This is a genomic window from Paenibacillus wenxiniae (assembly GCF_039822605.1).
Classification (GTDB): Bacteria; Bacillota; Bacilli; order Paenibacillales; family Paenibacillaceae; genus Saccharibacillus; species Saccharibacillus wenxiniae.
Map to the genome: position 1 here is coordinate 761,031 of NZ_JBCGUH010000002.1, position 19,507 is coordinate 780,537.

The 19,507-nt window shown below is 41.1% G+C and carries 18 protein-coding genes; 4 read left to right on the forward strand and 14 right to left on the reverse strand.

Features of this window, described 5'->3' with window-relative positions; all coding sequences use genetic code 11:
* Positions 1-7 precede the first annotated feature (7 nt).
* Entirely contained in the window at positions 8-2,032 is a 2,025-nt protein-coding gene (locus AAHF22_RS06115; protein WP_347324070.1) for an ABC transporter ATP-binding protein/permease, read from the forward strand.
* On the forward strand, positions 2,029-3,741 hold the full coding sequence (gene cydC, locus AAHF22_RS06120) for a thiol reductant ABC exporter subunit CydC (RefSeq protein WP_347324071.1): 1,713 nt from the start codon (positions 2,029-2,031) through the stop codon (positions 3,739-3,741). The genes AAHF22_RS06115 and cydC overlap by 4 nt, the downstream gene beginning before the upstream one ends.
* Before the next feature lie 43 nt (positions 3,742-3,784).
* Here cydC and AAHF22_RS06125 read toward each other — a convergent pair whose 3' ends face one another.
* From AAHF22_RS06125 to AAHF22_RS06135, 3 genes are all read right to left on the reverse strand, one after another.
* The gene (locus AAHF22_RS06125) at positions 3,785-4,273 is read right to left on the reverse strand and encodes a hypothetical protein (protein ID WP_347324072.1); all 489 of its coding nucleotides are present in this window, start codon (positions 4,271-4,273) and stop codon (positions 3,785-3,787) included.
* Between the two features lie 72 nt (positions 4,274-4,345).
* Positions 4,346-4,876 (reverse strand): GNAT family N-acetyltransferase, encoded by a 531-nt coding sequence (locus tag AAHF22_RS06130; RefSeq protein WP_347324073.1) that lies wholly within the window; start codon positions 4,874-4,876, stop codon positions 4,346-4,348.
* A 26-nt stretch (positions 4,877-4,902) separates the two neighbouring features.
* Positions 4,903-5,142 (reverse strand): winged helix-turn-helix transcriptional regulator, encoded by a 240-nt coding sequence (locus AAHF22_RS06135; RefSeq protein WP_347324074.1) that lies wholly within the window; start codon positions 5,140-5,142, stop codon positions 4,903-4,905.
* A gap of 252 nt (positions 5,143-5,394) precedes the next feature.
* Between AAHF22_RS06135 and AAHF22_RS06140 the strand changes: the two genes are divergently transcribed.
* On the forward strand, positions 5,395-6,327 hold the full coding sequence (locus tag AAHF22_RS06140; RefSeq protein ID WP_347324075.1) for a DsbA family protein: 933 nt from the start codon (positions 5,395-5,397) through the stop codon (positions 6,325-6,327).
* 284 nt (positions 6,328-6,611) lie between these two features.
* Here the strand turns inward: AAHF22_RS06140 and AAHF22_RS06145 are convergent, their stop codons facing one another.
* The 5 genes from AAHF22_RS06145 to AAHF22_RS06165 form a co-directional block, all read right to left on the reverse strand.
* On the reverse strand, positions 6,612-7,358 hold the full coding sequence (locus AAHF22_RS06145) for an SDR family NAD(P)-dependent oxidoreductase (protein ID WP_347324076.1): 747 nt from the start codon (positions 7,356-7,358) through the stop codon (positions 6,612-6,614).
* A gap of 38 nt (positions 7,359-7,396) precedes the next feature.
* The gene (locus AAHF22_RS06150) at positions 7,397-7,825 is read right to left on the reverse strand and encodes a MarR family winged helix-turn-helix transcriptional regulator (protein ID WP_347324077.1); all 429 of its coding nucleotides are present in this window, start codon (positions 7,823-7,825) and stop codon (positions 7,397-7,399) included.
* A 102-nt stretch (positions 7,826-7,927) separates the two neighbouring features.
* On the reverse strand, positions 7,928-9,001 hold the full coding sequence (locus tag AAHF22_RS06155; protein WP_347324078.1) for a WD40/YVTN/BNR-like repeat-containing protein: 1,074 nt from the start codon (positions 8,999-9,001) through the stop codon (positions 7,928-7,930).
* Between the two features lie 257 nt (positions 9,002-9,258).
* Positions 9,259-9,558, reverse strand: coding sequence for a DUF7677 family protein (locus AAHF22_RS06160; RefSeq protein WP_347324079.1), 300 nt, complete (start codon positions 9,556-9,558; stop codon positions 9,259-9,261).
* Positions 9,559-9,759: 201 nt separating this feature from the next.
* Complete coding sequence (locus tag AAHF22_RS06165; RefSeq protein WP_347324080.1) at positions 9,760-10,668, reverse strand: LysR family transcriptional regulator; 909 nt, start codon at positions 10,666-10,668, stop codon at positions 9,760-9,762.
* Between the two features lie 103 nt (positions 10,669-10,771).
* On the opposite strand from AAHF22_RS06165, the gene AAHF22_RS06170 reads away from it, so the two are divergent.
* Entirely contained in the window at positions 10,772-11,980 is a 1,209-nt protein-coding gene (locus AAHF22_RS06170) for an MFS transporter (RefSeq protein ID WP_347324081.1), read from the forward strand.
* A gap of 1,848 nt (positions 11,981-13,828) precedes the next feature.
* Here AAHF22_RS06170 and AAHF22_RS06175 read toward each other — a convergent pair.
* The 6 genes from AAHF22_RS06175 to AAHF22_RS06200 all read right to left on the reverse strand — a co-directional run.
* Positions 13,829-14,266, reverse strand: a complete 438-nt coding sequence (locus tag AAHF22_RS06175; RefSeq protein WP_347324082.1) for a hypothetical protein — start codon at positions 14,264-14,266, stop codon at positions 13,829-13,831.
* 20 nt (positions 14,267-14,286) lie between these two features.
* Positions 14,287-14,922, reverse strand: a complete 636-nt coding sequence (locus tag AAHF22_RS06180) for a polymorphic toxin-type HINT domain-containing protein (RefSeq protein WP_347324083.1) — start codon at positions 14,920-14,922, stop codon at positions 14,287-14,289.
* A gap of 275 nt (positions 14,923-15,197) precedes the next feature.
* Positions 15,198-15,578: an Imm8 family immunity protein gene (locus AAHF22_RS06185; protein WP_347324084.1), complete on the reverse strand. Its 381-nt coding sequence runs from the start codon at positions 15,576-15,578 to the stop codon at positions 15,198-15,200.
* An 18-nt stretch (positions 15,579-15,596) separates the two neighbouring features.
* On the reverse strand, positions 15,597-17,516 hold the full coding sequence (locus AAHF22_RS06190) for a polymorphic toxin-type HINT domain-containing protein (RefSeq protein WP_347324085.1): 1,920 nt from the start codon (positions 17,514-17,516) through the stop codon (positions 15,597-15,599).
* Between the two features lie 132 nt (positions 17,517-17,648).
* Entirely contained in the window at positions 17,649-18,011 is a 363-nt protein-coding gene (locus AAHF22_RS06195; RefSeq protein WP_347324086.1) for a hypothetical protein, read from the reverse strand.
* A gap of 18 nt (positions 18,012-18,029) precedes the next feature.
* On the reverse strand, positions 18,030-19,507 hold a 1,478-nt coding region (locus AAHF22_RS06200), incomplete at its 5' end, for an RHS repeat domain-containing protein (protein ID WP_347324087.1).

Genomic DNA, 19,507 nt, shown 5'->3' on the forward strand with positions numbered 1-19,507 from the left:
GATATCAATGAAACCGAAAGCCGGACTTCTACACGACTTGATGCAAACACAGAAAAAACGTACCGGCTGGATACGTCTGCTGTCGATCGGACTTGGTATCATGACCATTTTGCAGGCTGTGCTGCTCGCACAGGCGGTACAGCAAGTTTTCGTCGAATCTGCGCCGGCACGTGTATGGATACCCGGTATTGCGACGCTGCTAATCGTGATCCTTATGCGTACATGGATTGCATACAGTAACGGTGCGATTGGACTGCGAATCGCAGCCGATGCCAAGCGTACACTTCGTGCTCGGTGCTTACGCTGGTTGACGGCGCAGCCGCTACTTTTGGCACGTCAGGGTCAGACGGGCAGTAAAATCAGTGTTGCGATGGATGCAGTCGATGAAACGGATGCTTATTTTAGCCAGTACACACCCAAAATGATCGAAGCTTCGATCATACCGCTGATGATTCTGGTCGTTGTGTTCGTATTGCATATTCCGTCCGGATTGATTTTGCTGTTCACCGCTCCATTCATTCCGCTGTTTATGGCGCTGATCGGTATACAGACACGTCAAAAATCCGAGGAAAAATTCCAGCAGCTCGCTCAATTTTCCGGTACATTTCTGGACTCGGTACAAGGTCTGCTTACGCTTAAACTTTTCGGACGTGCACGGACACAGGAGCAACGAATCGAGCACCATAGTCTGTCCTATCGCGATTCGACGATGGGCATTTTGAAAGTGGCATTTATGAACACGTTTGCCCTGGAAACGATTGTGATGCTGGGGATTGGTATCGTTGCGCTTGAACTTGCTTTGCAGCTCGTTGTGTTTAAAACGATGCACTTTCATACCGCATTTCTAATTTTGCTGCTCGTGCCGGAATTTTATAATATGCTCAAAAATGTCGGTACGGCTTTTCATGGTGGGCGTACAAGTCTGGGCGCTATTCGTACAATTGAAGCGCTGTTAGCAGATGAAAACGTAGCAGCTTCGTCTACTAAAAAAGAAGCAACAGCTGAACAAACAGCTATAAATAAAGATGTTGCTGTTGTTTCTTCTAATGCTGCTAGTATCGCTAAAGACTTGGCTGCTTCTACGCATTGTGATGCTTCTTTTACATCTAAAGACTTGGCTACTCCTACGCATTGTGATGCTTCTTTTACATCTAAAGACTTGGCTACTCCTGAAAGTTCTAATGCTTCTAATACTAATTTTGTTGTTTCTAATGACATTATTTCTATGACTTCTAAAAATTGTAGCACTTCGCACAGTTCAAATTTATCTTCACAAAAAAACGCATCCCCTGTCATCGCATGGCACAATCTTAGCTTTCGATATGGTGGAGACGAAGGAACGTTTGAGCTGCATGCAGGTTCCCTATCTATCCCCTATGGTGCTAAAGTCGCGATCGTTGGACGTAGCGGAGCCGGCAAGACAACGTTATTGCATCTGCTCGCAGGTCTGCTGAAGCCTTCTTCTGGCGACATTCGCTTCAACAACCAACCATTAACACCTGATCAAGAAACGAACTGGTTAGGGCAAATAAGTTATATTACACAACACCCTTATATCTTTGCCGGTACATTAGCCGAAAATATGGCGATCGCGACCGAACGTGAAGTGACCAGAACCGAGATCGATGCTGCTGCCCAAGCGGCAGGCTTAAGCGCACTGATAGCCGAGTTGGAAAATGGCGATGACACCATCGTTGGTGAAGGCGGACGTGGACTATCTGGCGGTGAGCGGCAACGACTAGCGCTTGCACGAGCGTTTCTGAAACAGCCGTCTGTATTGTTTTTTGATGAACCGACGACCGGTCTTGATCTGCATACTGAGCAAATTTTATTAGAATCGATGAAGAAGCTTTCTCAACAGGCAACGGTCATTACGATTGCCCACCGATTGCATACGATTCGCGATGCCGATCTGATCTTGTTCGTCGAAGCAGGTACATTAATAGCTAGCGGCACCCATGATCAACTGCTGCACACCGTGCCACAATATAAAGCTATGGTTCGTACACAACGTCAGGAGGTGCTTGTATGAGTGAATTAACGATCTTTGCACGCGCTATGCTACAGGAGCGCAAGGATATTCTCATTTCGATTATCGCTGGCTTTATCGCAGGTATTGCTGGTGTTACTTTATTTTCGCTAAGTGGATATTTGATTTCAAAAACGGTATTTTTGCCGCCATTATATACACTTATTTTACTTGCAGCCTCGGTAAAGTTACTCGGCCTGGTACGCGCTGCCAGTCGGTATGGAGAACGTCTTTATTCTCACCGTGCTACCTTTTCACTGTTGAGTCGCCTACGGACGACGTTTTTCTCCAGATTACTTCCACTTTCACCACAGTGGTTAAACCGGCAACGAAGCGGCGATCTGCTAGCGAAAATTGTTGGCGATGTGGAAAGTCTGCAATTTTACTTTTTACGGGTCGCCTATCCACCGATCATTGTTATCTCGGTATTTCTGACGACGGTGCTCGTTACATCCTTCATCTCCATCTGGATCGCGCTTTTGTTCGTTGTCGGTATGCTCATCATTGCGTTTGGCATCCCCGTCATCGTCCGTAGAAGCCAGTCAAAACAAACGGGCGCTGTGCACCAGCTACGTGCGACACTGGCAACCGAGTCAGCAGAAACGATGTATGGATTTATTGATCTGAAAATATACGGTCGTCTTTCCGCACACCAGCAAACGATCGAGCGGACGGCTAACCAGTTAACCGATGCACAGCAGCAGGATGCCACTCGCCTGTTACGCGGACAATCCTTGCATTCTTTGATGACGTTCTTTATGTCATGGCTTGTGCTTGTCGTAGGGACGATCTTAATTATCGAAGGGTCGATGAACGGACTTTTTCTCGCTATGCTTATTATGACCGCCATGACTGTATTCGATGAATCGGCAGCGATGGCAACATTACCTGCGTATAAGAAAGATAGTGAATATGCTGCCAAGCGGCTAAATACTGTGCTGTCCGATATCGAAGTTTCAGAGCAAGCATTCCGAGAACTGGAACCGAACCAACCTGTCGATATCGCTATGAATCATGTATCTTTCCGCTATGACGGTGACTGGCGCTGGACATTAAACGATGTGTCACTGCACATCCCTGCCCACTCTAAAACAGCTATCGTCGGTGCCAGCGGTTCAGGCAAAACAAGCCTGCTGGAACTTATACTAAAGCTACATGCTGATGTACAGGGGCAGATTAGTCTGAACGGCATTCCACTACAGGAACTGAATCAGGAAAGCATCTGGAAACAAGCTCGTGTACTATTACAGCATAATCATTTCTTTAGCGGCACCTTACGCGAGAACTTGCTGGTGGAACAGGATTCAGTGTCAGATACTCACTTGCTGGAACGGTTAGCACAGGTCGAGTTAAGTCATAAAAAGCTGGATGATCTTATATTAGAAAAAGGCGAAAATCTATCCGATGGCGAGAAACAGCGTCTGGCTTTCGTGCGTATGCTGTTACGATCTGGCTCGCTATGGTTGCTGGACGAGCCTACGTCTTCGCTTGATTATGTGACGGAAGAACGGGTATTGCAGCTTTTATTTGCAGAAGCGAACAAGGATACACTGGTGATGGTCAGTCATCGCCTTACTGGACTAGAGTGTATGAATCAGATTGTGGTGATGGATCAGGGACGGATTGTAGAAACAGGTACGTATGATGAGTTGATGGAACAACGGGGTTATTTTTATAAATTGAAGCAGGTGGAACTGGATAAGGTAGGTTGATCGTATGATGGGAGGGCAGCTGCATTTCAACATGTAGCTGCTCTTATGTTTGATACGAGTCATAATAGGAAGGCGAAAATAGAGAAACCGTTGCAAAGTAAAAATTACGTTTCTCATACTCCTGATTTTCAACGCTTAACTCGGTTAAAAACTCTTTTGAATGCACGATTTCCTCTGTTATAACATCAGGTCTCCACAAAGCAAGTCCTAGCTGCTTAAAAACAAACTGGGTACCCATTTCTGCTTCGTCATCTTCTATATAAGAAGCCTGCTGATTCAGCAACATAATGAGATCATCTGCTTTCGTTTGGAAAAGGTCTATCCCTTTATACCGTAATTGCAGATCGTAGTCGCCAAAAGGATTACTGATTTCTATGTAATGTAACGTATGGTGAGAATCGTATTCTAATCTGCTAAATACGACTTCATTAGCAGCAAGACAAGCATTTTCGATAGTTGCCATTATTTCAATTTCAGTCATGCCTAACTTTATCTCATTGATGCCAGTCAAAGGTTGTATCGTAAGTATCATTGCTATACCTCTCCTAGTTTGTTAAAAGATTATGTTCTCACATGACTGATATAGGCTCATTCTAATCTATACTCACTCTACACTCTCCTTAAACACCTCTCCCCAATCTGTCCCTACCTTTTCAAAACCAATCGCATCATAAGTACGAGTTGCCGCCACATTACTGTCCGTCACAACAAGATAAAGTGAATCCAGCTGACTCTGTCTAGCGCTACGAATCGTTTCACGAAGAAGCACTTTCGATAAGCGTCTTCCACGATAGACTGGAGAAATAATGATATACAATATTAGATGTATGCCTTTGAACTTTGAACATACAATACTACCGATCAATTGCTCAGCGGCATATAAGTTAAATGATAAATCATACAGCACAGGACCATACTTCCCGTCCTTTACCTGTTGCAGCTCTTGCTCCCACTCTGCTGGCGTCTCGCCTTCATCATCTACTGTATTGTGATACGATTCATAAAACAAATGCGATACATGACTTAAATCATCCCAGTTGATCGCTCCTGTAACGATCCTATCATGATCGATCACATCTTCTGCAAACCTTGTGTGATTCAGTTCTAGCTTCATAATCGAACGTGATTGAGCCATGCCAGAGTCTCCTTTTGCAAAAATGATTAGGATTGACCTTGCTTCCATTCAGGTTTCACCATATGCTCCTGTCCCCAGTCTACAACTGCTTCAATCAATGGCACTAACTTTCTTCCTGCCGGTATAAGCGAGTATTCGACGCGAGGTGGAACTTCATTAAACTGCTCTCGATCCACAATGTCATGATCGATCAGATATTTAAGACATTTCGTCAGCGTCGTTCCGGTAATGCCAGGAAGTCTTCGTTTCAGCTCATTATACCGCATATCTCAAAATAGCAAGGATCGGTAAGTTCCATTTGCCGCCAATCACGCTAAATGCAAAAGTTGCCGGACATAAATGTTCCAGATCGAAGTCGTATTTCACTTGTATGCCTCCAATAGTACATTTTTTGTACTAAGTATTAAAAAGAATTGTAATTGTCAATATAAGACTAGGTATTATAATTGTACTATAGAAGGCTGTTGCAAAATAGCTATTCTCACGGAATAAACTACACACGAAGGAAGGTTTTAGCTATGATACATAATGACAACAATATGGTGTGTGATCTGGAAACCGGTGTATGCGGCACTTCTGAAGAAGAAGCAATCCAGGCAATTAATCTGAATCAAACGTTCAAAAAAGTAACATTGTATTATGCAACTGATCCAATTTGCTCTCATTGCTGGGCGCTGGAACCGATACTCAATCGTTTTATTCAGCAGTATCGTCCATACTTTAACATAGAGATCCTAATGGGTGGCTTACTGGCAAGCTGGGATGGATTCGCTGATCATGCCAATGGTATTCAAGCACCTTCTGATGTAGCGCAACACTGGCAAGAGGTCGGTCAACATTCACGAATGCCGATTGATGGATCGCTCTGGCATTCCAATCCGATTCGTTCCTCCTATCCACCATCTCGCTTGTTCAAAGTTATTCAACAGCAGCATCCTGGAAGAGAGCATGACTTTCTTAGACATGCTCGCGAAGCTGTATTTGCTTTTAATCGGAATATTGCTGAGGAACAAGTGCTAATCGAGATCGTTGATCGTTTAGGATTACACGGTCGAACTTTAGTAGATACCGCCAACCAGGAAGCTGCACAAGATCAATTGGAACAAGACTTCGAACAAGTTCGCCAGCTCGGCGTAAGAGGATTTCCAACTATCATCATGGTAAACGAAAAAAACAAAGGTGTAAAAATTGTAGGCGCGCGTTCATTAGATACGTATGTAGACGGTCTACAGCAAATGATCGATGAACCGTTACAGCCCACCGCGCCTGTCCCGTTGTCGCAATGGCTGCAAGCTGGACATGGCTTATTTGCCAGAGAGATTGAAGTGATGTACGATATCGAACCGGATCATGTACAAGCATTTATCGAACGAGAGCTAGTGGCACAATCCTATCAACTGACGGAAATGATGAATGAGCTGTATGTTCGATTACAGGTAGCTAAGGCATAAGGAATCGATACATTGGCATCCAGTGCATTGAAATCTAGCGGACTTACATCTAGTCCATTTACATCCAGTACATTTAGATAAAGACATGATTAAAAAATATATTATAGCTCTAGCCATCTCGATCATGTGCTCATCATTAAACAATATTAAAAATAAACACCCATTGCATGCTATAGCATATAATGGGTGTTTATTCTACCTCTACCTCTACCTCTACCTCTACCTCTACCTCTACCTCTACCTCTACCTCTACCAAATATTATATCTACAATGCCACTGCTTACCTAATTCATCTCCATCCCGCCCGACACAGGAACATAAGCGCCTGTAATAAAATCACTATGCGAACTGGCATACAGCAAAATCGCTTTCGCAATATCCTCCGGCTGTGCAATACGTCCGAGCGGTGTCATTTGAGCCGTTTGTTCCTTCACTTCGATCGGCGTATACAGCGTCGCATCGGTGGCAACCATGCCCGGCGAAACGACATTCGCTGTAATTTGATATGCTCCTAGTTCGTTCGCTATATAACGTACCAATGAGTTTAATCCCCCTTTCGCTACACCGTGAGCGACAAATCCAGCCTGTGCAAAGTTGCTTAATCCACTGGAGACGAAAATCATTTTGCCGCTCTGCTGCCGAATCATATAGGGGGCTACTACGCGTGCTGATACAAAAGCAGCCTTCAGCTCATCCGATACTTTCAAGTCAAACTCATCCCAGGAGACATCCATAAATGAAGTCATTGGGAATGAAATCGATGCATTGCTCACCAGTATGTCGATCTGCCCAAACTGTTGCGTCGTCTGCTGTACGAGCGCGTTCATTTGAGCCTCGTCTCTAACATCCGCTTGAATCGCAATCGCTTCACCGCCATGCGCTTCAATGTCTGCAACGACCCCTTCGGCTGCGGTGACATTGCTAAAATAATTCACGACCACCTTAGCATGATGTTGCGCCAGTAAGCGTGCTGTTGCTGCTCCAATTCCTCGACTTGCTCCTGTCACGATAGCTACTTTATTTGTTAACACAAAACGTCCTCCTTATGAAAGATAGATCATGTATCAGGCTATCCTTCATCTTTTACATTGTCATATAAACGGTTAAGAAAAGATTGCAGTTGTTCTACTTCTTCGATTGTAAACCCTCTTGTCACATAATCATGTGCTTCTTGTACGGTGTGCAGCAGTTCTTGTTTTATACTGGCACCTTTTGCAGATAAATATAAATGATGCGAACGCTTATCATCTGGATTCGCTACTTTTTTAATCATGTCTTTGCGTTCCAGAGAATGAATCATGCGCACAACCGTCGTCTGATCGCGATCGATCGCTTCTGCCAGCTGCTTTTGATTGACAGCTCGTTCGGTATCCAATACCGAAATGATCCCCCATTGATCCGGTGTAATCTGGTACGGACGCAATTTTTTTATAAAATAATTCGTCATTTTCACATCGGTACGGTGTACTAAAAATCCAGTCAAACTGTATATATTCATCCTATTACCTCGCCATTTCTCAGATCATAATTTTTTCTGAATCATACGAGATGTTGTATCGACTGTCAATATATACAGTGCTAGATGTAATAGGCGGTGTCGTCAATCCAAGACGATCATGTCGTAAGGATGCTGGTGAATATAACTCGGTGTCCAGGGAATATGTATACGTTCCCAGCTCCATCCACGATCATCGGAAATATACACACCTTGATTGTTAAATACGAAAAATTGTCCTTGTTTGTTAACCGATAACACAGACACTAACGTTCCTTTCGACGGCGGTAATCCTGTCGTGATCAGTTCCCAGCGCTTGTTCTTCTGCTTGCGATAAATGAAGGATTCACACTCTCCATCCTGATATTCATGCGCATTCCGCGGACTGGAGGATGCAGCGATTAGCACCGTATCGGGATCGTGTGGATCAACCGCTAGCTGATACACATAATGGTGCTCCAACCCATCAGCGATATATTCCCATGTCGCACCATTGTCCAGACTCTCCGCATAACCATGACCGAGATGATGTTCTTTCAAAAAAGAATCGCCCAGCGCAGCATATAGGCGGCTTGGCGCCTGCGGATGTGTATACAACTCATGGATGTCGCGCGGAGCATTCGCCATTTCTGTCCAGTTCACACCGCGATCTGTACTATAAAATAGCCCTCCCACCTCAATAGTGGCGTATACAATATTGGGATCACTCGGATGAATAGCAATATGCTTCACATGATGAGTATGAGGTCTTTGCGGGAAAAACCAGCTGTCTTTCGAAGACGCTTGAGCAAAATCAGTTAGCCGCTCCAATGTATATCCACCATCGGTAGACCGCACTACCGAACTTGGCTCTGTACCAGCATATACAATAGCATGACCCGGATGCTCAGTATCCGCAGCGACTGCAATCGCGGTATATAGGTTACGAGCTGGAGCATCCGGCCTAGCAAACTCACCAAATGCAGGTGCGATATCGATAGCTTCCCAGCTATGACCGCCATCGTATGTTTTCCATAATCCACGATCAAACGTAGCACAGTAGATGATGTTCGGATCATACGGATCTACAGCAAGCGATACGGGATTAGCACCTTTAAAAAAGGTACACGTATTCCACGACTCTCCTTGCTTTTCCGCAATAAGCAGTTCGCGATTGAATGCTAATATGAATGTATTCATTTTATCCCTCCTCTTATATGCTATAGCATATATTAAAGTTTGGAGCATCACCTGTCAAATGGTGCGCTGCTTCCAGCCGATATGATCGAATGGAATCTTTACGAATTTCATGCGGACTATGTACAATGAATGATTGGAGCACGTATGCCATTAGCAGCTTCATCCGTCTATAAGGTATGATCGCTTACTACGCTGAATCTACCTTATATACTATATTCTTCTCATCACATTATTCTCATTACGCTATCCTCATCACTTTAATACAATGCCACTTCCCAACCTTCGAATGCTGGCTCCACTGTATACGTCTCATCGACATAACTACGGATAAACTGGGCTGCTCTCATTTCTGCCTGTTTGGCATTGCAGACGACACCCTCCTCATCCATCTCAATCACATTAGCAAAAATCGCATACGCTTGTTCTAACGCGCTCGGTTCTTCAAATATACAGGAGTAATCTATCCCTTTGAGCAGCGGTAACCCGACCGTACCATTAGCGATCCAGAAGGAAAATGTTCGCAGTGCTCCACTGAAGGAATGGCTTAATTTGTGCATGGTTATTCTCCTTTATTGTGATATGTATACGCTTACTATGACATATATACGCTCTATTTACTATATTCGTTCTTCATTGCCTATTCAATATTGTATTCTTTTGCATGACTAAGCCCCTGATCAGATCGATTATTGATCCTGATCAGAAGCTTTTTTGCATGTTTTAGTTACAGTATGCTTGGCGGCTCTACTTATAATCCATCAGTTGGATATAAAACGGTCGCTAAATAATGAGCAGGTTGTTTGAATGAATACCTCGGTAGCTCTGGATACGTCTTCTCGATCTGGCACTGCAATATGAATGTCGCGAAATATAGCGGGCTGAATAGGACGACTCACCACATATTCTGGAAGAGCAGGAAGTGCCCCCAGAGTTGTAATGACGCTCCCTAACCCTTCCTGAACCATACTAATTCCTGTTTCAATCTGCTCTAACACAAATCGTACACATGGCTTCATATTGCATGCCTTGAATATAGCGTACACCTGTACTTCGTAACCTCCCCGACCTATAATCAATGGTTCATCTTGCAAATCAGAAATCTCAATAGAGTCCTTTTTTGCTAATGGATGATCAACATGTAAAGCGATCACTAATCTGTCTTTGACTAATGGAATAATATCAAAATCATCATCAGGTGGAATAATAATTCCTACATCGACTGTGCGAGTACGTAACCACTCTTTGATCTGAGTTACGCTTCCTTCAGAAAGCTTAATTTCTAAACCAGGGTGTTTTTCCTCCATTTGACGTATGATTTTCGGTATAAATCGGGTACATGCTGTCGGATAAGCTCCAATATGAACGCGACCGATTTCCAAACCTTTTTCCGCTGCAACTAATTCCTCTACTTTATGAAAATCGGACAATATATTTCGGAACAAAATTAAAATTCGTTCCCCCACTTCAGTAAAAACCAAGCCATTTTTTCGGTTGCGTTGTATTAATTTGGTTCCTAATTCATCTTCTACTGCTGCCACTATTCGGCTTACTGCTGGCTGAGTCATGTGCAGAGCTTCTCCAGCTTTAGTGAAGCTCCCAGTCTCCGAGATTTTAACAAGGAGTCTAATTTGATTTTCATTCCATATCAATTTTGGTATCTCCTTCATACTAAATATTCATTTTATTATATGTAAAATTTAATGTAACATAAAGAAATTGTTTCATTGTGAAAAAAGTAATCTATTTCTTAATTATCGGAGGTAGCAAAATATGTCCAATCGGTACAAATTATTTTTCTTTGCATTAATTTTAGCATCTTTTAATCTTCGACCGGGAATTACTTCGGTAAGCCCGCTCTTACATGGGATAACCGATGAGCTAGGTATGAGTTCTACTACCGCAAGTCTATTAACGTCTATTCCATTGTTATGTATGGGTATAGGCTCCTTGTTCGCTGGACGTCTTGCCAGTCGTTTTCAATCTGAAAAGATTATTACCATCTTCATTGCATGTATTGGGATTGCCACATTTTTACGATTTTTTGCCAGTTCCCCTGTATATTTATTAATCACTGCGTTATTTATCGGTGTTGGTATCGGTATTGTCAGTCCACTGATGTCAGGGTTTATTAAAACGTACTTTGCGGATCAAGTGGCCCTGATGATTGGTATGTATTCTACCTTTATGGTCGTAGGAGCTTCGATTGCCGTAGGATTCACTACACCGATCCAACACTGGTTTAGCGATTCATGGAAGGTGGGACTTGGTTTTTGGTTTATTTTTGCCGTTATAGCTATTCCGCTGTGGATGGCGATCATCAAACATCCACATACGCTGCAACAACGAGCAACGGTTCAGCAGAGAAGCTCCCTCCCCCTTAAAAACAAACAAGCATGGCTGTTGACTTCTTTTGCAGGATTAGCTACGCTCCTATTTTATTGTATTTCGGCATGGCTACCCGCTATTGTAGAAGATAAAGGGTATAGTTCTTCGTATGCGGGTCTAGTCGGCACATTGTGTATGATGGCTCAGTTGCCAGTGACATTGTGCCTGCATTTACTGTTACGTGCCATTCCAAGCCGGAAATTTTGGATCACCTTCTTTGTTGGAAGCGAAATGACGGGGTTAATTTTACTTGGATTCACAAGCGTAACACCGATCTTAGCAGGCATTTTTCTAGGTATTAGCGCAGGTGGTCTTATTTCATTAACGTTACTGCTACCTATTGATAAAACCAATTCACCTATAGAAGCGAGTACCTGGTCAGCAATGACACAGGCGATTGGATATATGATTGGCGCGATCGGTCCCATCCTGATTGGATTTTTATACGATTATACAGGAAGCTTCCGTCCGACCATGTATCTGCTGATCGTTATGGGGCTTATCGTTATCTTTTTGGGCTGGAAAATCGCTAAGCCTGTAGAGAAAACTACGCTACATGTGAACATCACTCGTTCGTCTGATGAATATGTATAATTGGATACTCTGTTTAAGAATAAATTTATGGATGCGTTATTTAATAGGGTCCATTACTTCGAGTAGCTTTCTTTGCAGGATAAGCTGCTCCTTCATTGATTGAATCCTATTCCGCATCCATTTGTTTTTAAATCAAGGCGAAGATTTTAAATGATAAAAAAGGCGAACTCTACTCTTATGGAAAAGTTCACCTTTTCCTTGATTGGTTTAATATGTAAACAAAAGTATGTTTGAAAACAAGCTTGCACAACTTCTGAGCAACATGAAAAGTTAATTCAGTTCATATCCCTCGAATTACTGACTCTAATTTTCATAACCACCTATACAAATCGTTCTTTATTTATATACTGGCTTTAAATTCTTACGATAACAAAAAGAGTGATCAAATTAACGATCACTCTTTTTGTTAATACCTATTTCAAAATCACCCTATAGATTAAATAAGTTTTAGATGTTATTTACCATTTTATATTAATTATCTTATTAGAAAAGACGTTACCAAATCACATATGTTTATCCTAATACAGTCGAAAAGACAAGAAAAATAAAACCTCAACTTCCCAAACTATCTGCCAAGGAGATACCAATTAGAGACGAATTGTTATTAGAAAAAGTAATCTAATTCAACTTTTGCATATGGATAGATTCGTATTACACATAGTATCCTTCGGTTATTCTGCATTTCACAACACTCGTAAAAAGGAGATAGCAATTCAGACCTGCTATACATTGATAATCTCCGTTATCGTGCTAAAATTAAGCACAATAGTTCTGAATATAGGAGGTGTCTGGCTCAATCGATCGTAATAAAAACCGATGATTGTATCGCGATCAAAGCAAAGTAAAAATAACAAGCTACACATCTATCGACGATTAAAAGATCATTAAAAACAGAAAAAATGAATGACCCTGTATGACGGAGTATACGTCTTTGCAGTTTGGATCGGCACGAAATCGGCATGCCGCCCAAATGATCTCTTTTCACTACCTTGCAAGGGGATAATTATCCATCTATTCACCAACTTCTCCACCTTGCGAGGGCATAATCATCCATTTAGTCATCGACGACAAGATTCTTATGTTGCATACAACAAATCATCACAAAACCCTTATCCGCTCTACCATCCCACTACCTAACGGAGGATCATACACACTATGGCACGCACCTGGTTCCCGAGGCTTCAAGGCAACAGCCGAGGCTGTCTTGCTTTTGAACCTTTTTTTCTCATTCCATTTAGTAGCGAATGTCATAGCGTGTCAGATGCCATGTAAACTCTGGGGAAATCGCGATTTGGTCGGTTCAATTTTGCATAGTATATCATCGTTTATCTTGTGCCGTCGGCATGAAATCGGCACGGGATTAGAACTGAGTTAATTGTCTTTTATACAACTATATATTTTTCTTTCGATCGATATACCAGCACAGTTCATTCGAGCAGCAAGGATAGAAAATCATTTGACCATTTGGGAATTTGCTTCGCGTATACAGATTCAACGAATTCACTCAGCTTGATTGAGAATGAGAAAAGTAAGCCGTCGCTATCTACGGTTAGAAAGCTTTCGGCTTTGTTCAATAAAGAGATTTGGTACTTAGGGACGTATGAGCGTATGCCGGAGAAGACACTAGGGCAGCGTATTCGCAAAGCGAGGTATTATCGTGCATGGATCAAACAGGATTTAGCGGATTATTTTAAGATTGAAGCAAAATCGGTTTATAACTGGGAAGCGGATCGAGTTCGATTCTCCGACGATACTAAAAAGAAATTGGATCTATTTTTGGAAATACTGAATTAAAATAGACAACAGCCACTTATTCATGGATAAGCGGCTGTTGTCTATTTTTTATCTCTAGTCTTTGATGAGCTTCATTCTTTTTGCCCCAATAGCAACTAGGATATTTTGAGTGAAAAAATAACTTATATTCCCTTGGATAACCTCTATTTCAATTTCATTCTCGGAAGAAAAGCATATTATGAACCCTTCGTAGAATTCCTTTACACATATGCCATTGGATTGAATATCATTAATATAGAATAATGGGGTACCAATAACTTTTTGCTGGATTTGAGGACTGTAAAGATCCGTACTAATGTTGGGATATATACACTCTATTTCACCTAAGGCTCCATCTGGAGTTAGCCAAATGCAAATACCTTCGCCGATTATAATTGGTAAACAATTATCAGACATTCTTTCTGTCACGATATTAAATGTTTTAATAGAAGGAGTGTATAAAGAAGTAACTTCAGTCTCAACATTCAATATAGCTTTTATGTTTAATACCATTGCTTTTATCCTTTCTAGTATTAATCTTTGAAACTTCTAGGTTGAACTCCTCCTATTTCAGAAGAAGTAGGATTAACATATACTTTCGTACCTGTAACGGGATTGGTATAGACTACACTACCAGGGTTTCCAGGTGTTGATTTTTGACTAAGGGCATAAGTTACATCATCTGGCATAATATCTTTACGACCCGACTTAAAAAGACTATTATAAGCATGCTTATTCAGATTAAAGTGCTGACCGTTTACTTCAACTCCTTCTTTCATCCATTCATCAAAAGCAGGTCTTCTGGTTGCTCTTAATTCACCATTACCCTTAGCACTAAATACACAGACATCTGTATTATGAACCCATATTCCAAGATCACTTATAAAATACGTATGAAACTCATCCACTGTTAAATTGTAAACTGTTACGTGCTTATGCAGAAATTCAATACTATCTATTTTGAGTGTATTTCCGTTACTTTGAACAAGTAAATCCCCAACTGTAAGATCTTTGACGAAAGTCCATCCTTTATTCTTTACATAAAACGGATGGTTAAAGGTTGATTCAATCATCTGACCGCCCACATGAATTTTATAAATCTCATCTGTCTTACGATTGAACGTAATAGTAGTCTCTTTGTACGCTACTTCTCTAGCAGATTCATTCACATTTACGGCTCATATTAGAAAAACGCAAGAAAGAGAAGATAATTTGAAACAGGTAAATTATGGAGATATATGACCAAAATCCACCTGAATCATGTGACGGATTAGTGTTACTTGGAGTATAGAGATCAAGCATTTCTATACGTACATCAACTTCGACAAATCTTTATACGAGCATTACATAGGTTAGGTACATTTTAATTTAACGGCCCGATGCATTCAGCACTGAGTGGGGGTAAAAAAAAACCTTGAGGCTCGTCACCTCAAGGGGTTAGTTATTATTTATCTTGGTCAATAGTTGTCAATATTTCTTCACTTGTCATATATTTAATATTGTCATACTCCCATTTCAAATGGCGGTTAATAGCCTTTGCAACTTCATCCCAAGTAGGACGAATACAATCCTTCAATATATTATTTATTGCTAATTCCAACTGAGTTATATCAAATTTATTAACAATAAATGTTGCCCTACCATCAAAAATATTGTTTTCATTTAAAAATTTCGCTAGGTGCTTGGAGGAAATCACTTGGAAATGAAAGCAGTCAGCCCCTACATCATTTTCTTCTGCAATATATGCAGTTACCCTTATTTTAGAATTATCTAGGTCATCTGTATTTCCGATAAAATCAATACCTTTAAGCACTGGTATTATCATATAAATCCCACCTTTGCATTATTTCACTTCAATATGGAAATTACCGCCAATATCATTTTCTAAATTTAGTTCAAGCGAGCCATCCTTTTTATAACCATATCTAGCAACATAGTTCCCATTTTTGCTGACATATGTTGTATACCCATTTTTGGCTACTCCCTTAGAATAATCTTCACCCACAAACTCCTTCACAGTATCTAATACCTTATCTTTTGAGATATAAGCATCTTCTAGTCCGGCAACACCTTTACTAGTTTTTCCCATAGTAGCAAGAGTCGTTGCACTTAAACCGCATGGTCCAGTATTATGAACCCAAATCCCAAGGTCACTCACAAAGTAGGTATGGAACTCATCAACAGTCATGTTATAAACTGTAACATGTTTATGTTCCAGTTCGATGCTGTCTATCTTGAGAGTATTCCCATCGCTCTGAACAAGCAAATCACCGACTTTGAGGTCTTTAACAAACGTCCATCCCTTGCCCCGCACATAGAAAGGATGGTTAAAGGTTGATTCTATTACTTGGTCGCCTATACTGATTTTATAAATATCATCCGTCTTATGATTGAATGTGGCCGTAACTTCTTTATACTTTACTTCTCCAGTTTTTTCATCTTTTGAAAGGACTTGATCTCCAATTTTAATATCCTCAATATTTTTCTCACCATGGTTTGTTTTCACCTTTGTTCCTGCTGTGAAGCAATTACACTTTGCTATCAAGCTCTTAACCAGTGAAGGAGCTTCAACCGCCTCTGTAGCCGCTTTACGCTCGATTCCTCCAAGCCCACCTGTTATTATCGAATCGTAGACAAATCCTGTCCAGCTATTATCGACATGTGCACCACCATAACCAGTCCCATATGGAGTGGATTTTCCTGTAGTATAATTCATGTGGTTCACTAATTCATAGTCTCCACTTGCTATCCGGATTGCTACAGCTTTATCATGAGCTGCTTGCATCCCAGCAGTGTCTCCGCGTCGTTGTGCACGATTAAACTCATTGGTGACTTGTCTGATTTTGTTTTGCAATGTAACATTTAGATGGGTGTCATCTGGTATCGAGTGTCCAGTAGGATCTGTATAAATTAATGGATTGTTATGCACATACGTATATAGATTCTGGCTTAGTGGATTATCAATTTGCCCTTCATACGTATCCTCATTTAAAAAACATCCCGCATTAGGCTCATAATATCGTGCCTTCAGGTAATATAATCCTGTTTCTGCATCATACGTCTCGCCAGCATACTTAAATTCGTTCGCGACTGTTTCTTTCTGCTGTGTTAGATTCCCCCATTCATCATACTGGTAACTGTTCACTAGACTACCATCCGTGCCCACCATCTGCACGACATCGCCATGCCCATTGTACAGGTAATAGTAGTCCTTCTGATTCGTCAGATCCTTTTTCACCAGTACGCGGTCGCCACGAATATAGCTGGAGATCGTTCCATTGCTCGTCTGATCACCAATCACCTGATCGGCACCATTATAGCTATATTTCGTCACCTTACTGCCGCTTGTTTTCTTCCAACGTAGACCATCCGGCAAGTAATCCAGCGCCGTCTTCACACTATCTTTTGTCACCGAGATCAATGTGTTTTGCAGATCATAGCGGTAATTCATTGCTTTCTCATCGGGTAGGTCGCTTGTATCTTTTTGCGTCAGGCGATTGCCGCGCAGGTCGTAGCTATATTGTGTCTCGGTACCATCGGCACGCTTTACACCGATCAGGCGACTGAGCTTGTCATAGCTATAGGTCGAGGTTTGCAGTGCACCGTCTTTGACCTGTTCGGTGACCGAAGTAATATTACCGTTGTTGTCGTACTGATAGCTGTATACGGATAACGTACTCTCACCTTTCGTATTGTTCACACGAGTCAGACGATTCATCGGATCATACGTCATGTTTTCTTGCAGCGTCGTTCCATCAAACAAGATTTAAACAATTCTTTTTAAATTTTAAGTAAATAAGTAAATTCGCTTTGATTTTAGAAATAAATATAGACTGTGTAAAAATCACACAGTCTATTAAATTGCTAAGTCTTCAGCTATTGCATAACTAAGAAATCATTCTGATTTTTTTGAATATTCTTTAGCCAATTCCATTGCTACTGCTAATTTTATTTGATTGATTTTACTTAACCCTAATTTATATTGCGCTAATGAAATTAGATTAATTTTTGGTAAGGCCTCTTTATCGTGTCTATTCAATTCAATATTAGCAATTAAAGAATTGTTAATTAGTATAGTGTAAAAATCTTCTTCTTGTTCAGGTATCCAATTTAGAATATATGCAGTTTCCAAAACAGAAACACACTGCCGCAAAATATTGAGTAACTTTAACCGATCTTTATCTTCAAATAACGATTTATTAGAGACTATTAGTTGCTCTCTAATTTCCTTTTCAGTTTTGCTTCCGATCAGTTTCAACTTGTATCCCTCCCATAACTATTTTATTATCCCTGGTGATGCTGTAACTAAGTTACCATTCTTATCAGTTAAAATAGTCATCGTTGATGTTGGTTTGAAATCATTAAATTTATCAGTTCCAATAGGAATACCTAAATTAACTTCCCTCACATAACGCACTCCGTCGGCACTATCAAGAGTTCTAGTTATAGGAACACTAACTACACTCTTATCTGATAAAATTGAACGAAGTTCATCTGGAGAGATTGTGAATTGTGATTTATTTTTAGATGAAAAATGTTCTGTTAGAACGTGTTGAAATCCATCATTACTAATATTAATTCTGGACTGTACGATAGGAGGCATTCCTTCAATATTATTTTTTCCTCTTCCATTACTGCTAGAATTTCCAATGCCTCCTAATGATCCCATAGAAAGTGTAGCAATATATTCTGCCAACTCATAATCTTGATAAGCATTAATTAACTGTGCTATTGCCCAATCGGATTTACCTGCGCTATTTCCATACGTACTTGTACCTGTAGTAAGATCAAATAAATAATTATATCGATTGGTATCTATAAAGTGTTTGTAGGTTTCAATTACGGTAGATTTATATTTAGCATACAAGGGATCGGATTTTGAAGTGATTTGTTCTCGCGCCTGTTGTAATAAATCTCTTAGTCCACCATCATTATACGATTCTTGAATAAGATTTCCTGTAGGATCAGTATATCTAAGTGGATTACCTTGTACATAACTATAAATATTCAAACTAAGCGGATTATCAATCTGCCCTTCCACCGTGTCCTCATTCAAAAACCGTCCCACATTCGGATCATAATACCGCGCCTTCAGATAATACAATCCGGTTTCCGCATCATACGTCTCGCCTGCATACTTAAACTCGTTCGCAACGGTTTCCTTCTGTTGCGTCAGATTCCCCCACTCATCATACTGGTAACTATTCACCAGACTACCATCCGTGCCTGCCATCTGCACGACATCACCGTGTCCATTGTACAGGTAGTAGTAATCCTTCTGGTTCGTCAGATCCTTTTTCACCAGTACACGGTCGCCACGAATATAGCTGGAGATGGTTCCATTACTCGTCTGATCACCAATCACCTGATTGGCTCCATTATAGCTATATTGCGTCACCTTACTGCCGTTTGTTTTCTTCCAACGCAGACCATCCGGCAAGTAATTCAGTGCCGTCTTGACACTATCTTTCGTTACCGAGATCAATGTATTTTGCAAATCATAGCGATAATTCACTGCTTTTTCAACCGGTAGGTCGCGTGTATCTTTTTGCGTCAATCGATTACCACGCAAGTCGTAGCTATACCCCGTCTCTGTACCATCGGCACGTTTTACACCGGTCAGACGACTTAGCTTGTCATAGCTGTAGGTCGACGTTTGCGGTGTACCGTCTTTGACCTGTTCGGTGACCGAAGTAATATTACCGTTGTTGTCGTACTGGTAGCTGTATACGGACAACGTACTCTCGCCTTTCG